Origin of the sequence: Vibrio sp. M260118, assembly GCF_036533755.1 — a bacterium.
In the GTDB taxonomy this organism is placed as follows: Bacteria; Pseudomonadota; Gammaproteobacteria; order Enterobacterales; family Vibrionaceae; genus Vibrio.
On sequence record NZ_JATABG010000334.1, the window covers coordinates 1 to 3,865 of the forward strand.

A 3,865-nucleotide genomic window follows, 5' to 3' on the forward strand; every position below is an offset into this window, starting at 1 on the left:
GCTAGGAATGCCTCAAGATCGAATCCAAACTATGCATGGCAAAGGTTATATCATCCGATGAAAAGACGACTATTTTGGAGACTGTTTATCATTCTGTCTCTTGGAGGGGTAATATTTTTTTCATTACTTCACAGTGCCGCCCTGCTGTCTGACGAAAAAATGAGCTACATCGACCAGGAGCATCAACAAGAAATGCTCGACTGGGGTGCCCATGCTCAACAGCTTCTGTCCCAAGGAAAAAACGACGAGCTCGATTCGTGGCTGGAAAACCTATCCGTTCAAGAAAACACATGGGCAACGGTTGTTCGCTCCCAAGTAGATGTCATTGCGGGCAACCCATTAAATGAACGCTTTTATTCAGGTTATGGTATAGGTCGTGACGTATCATGGAAAATACACCTCTACTTCCCTGACAACCCCATCATGGAAGTAACCTTAGAACCATACAACTACCATTTTCTGGTTATTCTACCCGCTAGGATGAGGCCAGGTACTTATATGTCTCATGCGTTTTGGATGTTTAGAGTCGTTATTCCTTTCATCGCATTCTTAACGATTACCATCTTGATTTATCGTTACTTCATGACGCCACTCAAGCACTTCCACCAAGCCACAACAGAATTCAGTCAAGGTAACTATAAAGCGCGTATCGGCGACCGAATCAAGCTGGGCGACGATGAAATAAGTCAAATCGCCAAGACATTCGATATGATGGCCGAACGGACATCCAATGTCATCGAACACAACCGTAACCTCATTGCAGAGATGTCTCATGAAATACGCACGCCTTTGACACGTATCGAAATGGCTTTGGACTGTGCTGAAAATCAGATTGACTCTCAGCTGATGCTTGATCGAATTAGGGCGGAAACGGGTTCTATGAGGCAGATGGCTGAAGACACACTGACTTTAGCCTGGCTTGAAAACGAACAGCCGAACCTAACCAATGAAGCATTCGAGCTCACAGAGCTAATCGAGGCAATAGTGGAAGATGCCCGATTCGAATACCCCGACCGCCATATCGAGCTGTTGCTTCCTGAACGAATTCCTTTAACGCATTCAAACCAACGAGCATTAGCACAAGCTATCGAGAATATCGTTCGTAATGGTCTCAGATACACACCGAATGGACACACTCTCTCCATTACTGGCACGTTTGAAAGTCAACAAGCTCTATTGACCATCTCTGACGCAGGGCCAGGTATAGATTCGCACCTGACAACTAAGATATTCGACCCATTCTTTAAAGCTGAAGATCAAGTTTCATCACGTAAAGGGTTTGGCGTAGGTCTAGCTTTGGCTAAAAGGCACATTGAAGCCGTAAGAGGCTCTATAGTAGCGAAAAATAACCCTGACAAAGGGCTCGACATGGAAATAAGATTACCTATCTAGCCCAAACATCGCTAAAACAGGAGAAAGCAGATCTCAGATCTGCTTTTTCATTCCCACAAATTTGATTGGGTTGTAACAAATGTAAAAGTCGTTTACTCGCCGTAGTAAAATCACCAAAATCCAAACCGATAATAATTCTCATTTAATAAGTTGGAGATTTCGGTCAAATGGACACCGTATTCAAGTTAAGCCCCATCGCTCTAATACTCGCTACCAGCTACGCCGTGGCAAACGACACCACAGAAACTATCGAAGTTATCGGTCAGCACATGCAAGGCGTTGATACTGTTATCACTGCCGATGACTTACAAAAGCAACAAGCTCAAGACCTAAATGATATTTTCCGCAAAGATGCGGAGGTCTCTGTCGGAGGCTCTTCTGGCATTTCACAAAAGATCTACGTGCGTGGATTAGAAGATACCATGGTGAATATCTCTATTGATGGTGCGGAGCAATCGGGCAACCTCTTCCACCACCAGGGAAGACTATCAATCGAGCCTGAGCTTCTGAAACAAGTCGACGTTAGTGCGGGTGCAGGCCGTGCAACCAATGGCCCTGGCGCACTCGGCGGTGCAATCCAATTCAAAACCAAAGATGCGCATGACCTACTCTCTTCAAACAAAACATTTGGCGCACAGGTAAAAGGTGGTTACTACTCTAACAATAAAGGCTATAAGGGTTCAGCAAGCCTATATGGCGAAGTTTCAGAAAACCTAGGACTGCTAGCATCTTTTGGCTACCAAGACAGTGACAACATTGTCGATGGCCATGGTGAAGAACAACCTTACACTAAGTCAGAGCAAAAAGTCGCGCTGCTTAAACTCTCCGGTAATCTCAATAGCAACCACTACGTTTCACTTGCTTATGACTACCGCGATGACGATAGCACCCGTCTGCACCGTCCGCACTGGCAACCACACCCTACAAAAAATGTTCCTCTTGAACAGGAAGCAGACCGACAAACCATTACAGCCAATCACGTTTATACCAATGGCGATTTAATTAAAATCGATACCACGCTGTACACAACAGAAAACCGCATCGCCCATATCGAGCATCCGTCTTTTGGAACCAGCAGAGGCAGCATCGACACGGTTGGTGGTAAGGTATTCAATACGGCTACTTGGGGAAGCAATTCTCTGATTGTTGGCGCTGACTACAAGCAAGATAAGAACAAAATAACCGGTACATACGGTGGCGGTGTAACAAATAGTGAGAAAGGCACTGTGTACGGGCTGTTCGTTCAAGACGACTGGAATGTTACGGAGTCACTATTACTTTCTGCTGGTGCTCGTTATGACTGGTATGAGCTTGATGACAACCTAGAGCAGAACTTTAAATCAAACGACTTTAGCCCAAATATCTCCGCGGACTATCGCTTTAACAACGGACTCAGCGTGTTTGCAGGCTATGCCGAAGCGTTCCGAGGCCAACAAATCAAAGAAAACTTCGTTTTGGGCGATAAGAACAACTCACCAGACCGTGGACCAGAGCGAGCGAAGAACTTTGAATACGGTGTTAAATTTGCCAATGATATGTTCCGCGCGGGCGTGACTATTTTCGACAGCACAATCGATGATGTCGTCGTATACGATTATACCGACCGTGCATATATTAATGGCGGCGAACTTAAGACCTCAGGTATCACTGCAAATGTTGGCCTAACGCTAGATAAGTTCCTTGCGACGTTAAGTTACAACCAATCCAAGCCTGAGCTAAACGGCAAACCGTTGACCGATGACGACATGACATTGGGTACATCAGTTGGTGACACTTGGTTACTAGACCTCAACTACCTATGGAGTGACAGCTTGGAGTTTGGTTGGCATGTTACTTTGGTTGAAAAATTCACTGATGTTGCCGACCCAGACGTTAACCCTGAAAAGCCAGGCTACGACGTACACGACCTTTACGCTCAATGGCTCCCGCTTGACGGCGAAGAACTAGTACTGACTGTATCAGTGAAAAACGTGTTCGATAAATACTACAAAGATCATGCTTCATACTCTGAATACATCGGAAGTCCTTTAGCACAAGGCTATGCAAATGCCGGACGTGATTTCCGATTCAACGTTAGCTACGCATTCTAGGAGTATATGATGAAACTGATTAAACACTTTCTTGCCATAGGCTATGTAGCACTGCTGAGTCACTCGGTAGTAGCTCAGTCACTGACTGTTGAGCATCCGATGGGCAAAACCACTTTAGAGGCCGAACCTAAGCGTGTCGTTGTATTGGGCATGGATACATTAGATGTTCTTGATAACCTGAACATCGAGCCTGTAGGTGTGGTCAAATCACCCATGCCGAGTTACTTGAATAAATATCAAGATGACAAGTATACCGCTGCGGGTTCTTTGTTCGAACCTGACTTTGAAACCATATTTACCTTAAAGCCAGATTTGATCATCGCCAGCAACCGTAGCTCGGAATCTTATGATGAACTGTCTAAAATCGCTCCTACAGTGGTGTT

The 3,865-nt window shown here is 45.2% G+C and carries 3 protein-coding genes; all 3 read left to right on the forward strand.

Annotation, left to right across the window (positions count from 1 at the left end; translation table 11 throughout):
• Positions 1-57: 57 nt before the first annotated feature.
• Positions 58-1,392 (forward strand): sensor histidine kinase, encoded by a 1,335-nt coding sequence (locus QTO00_RS16135; protein ID WP_331425705.1) that lies wholly within the window; start codon positions 58-60, stop codon positions 1,390-1,392.
• A 167-nt stretch (positions 1,393-1,559) separates the two neighbouring features.
• The gene (locus QTO00_RS16140) at positions 1,560-3,482 is read left to right on the forward strand and encodes a TonB-dependent receptor domain-containing protein (protein WP_331425706.1); all 1,923 of its coding nucleotides are present in this window, start codon (positions 1,560-1,562) and stop codon (positions 3,480-3,482) included.
• 9 nt (positions 3,483-3,491) lie between these two features.
• The coding region (locus QTO00_RS16145) for an ABC transporter substrate-binding protein (protein ID WP_331425707.1) at positions 3,492-3,865 on the forward strand (374 nt) is incomplete at its 3' end.

What these genes read in the sequence shown, in the direction of transcription:
- QTO00_RS16135 (WP_331425705.1), top strand. Translation starts at nt 58, where the DNA reads ATGAAAAGACGACTATTTTGGAGACTGTTTATCATTCTGTCTCTTGGA.
- QTO00_RS16140 (WP_331425706.1), top strand. Translation starts at nt 1,560, where the DNA reads ATGGACACCGTATTCAAGTTAAGCCCCATCGCTCTAATACTCGCTACC.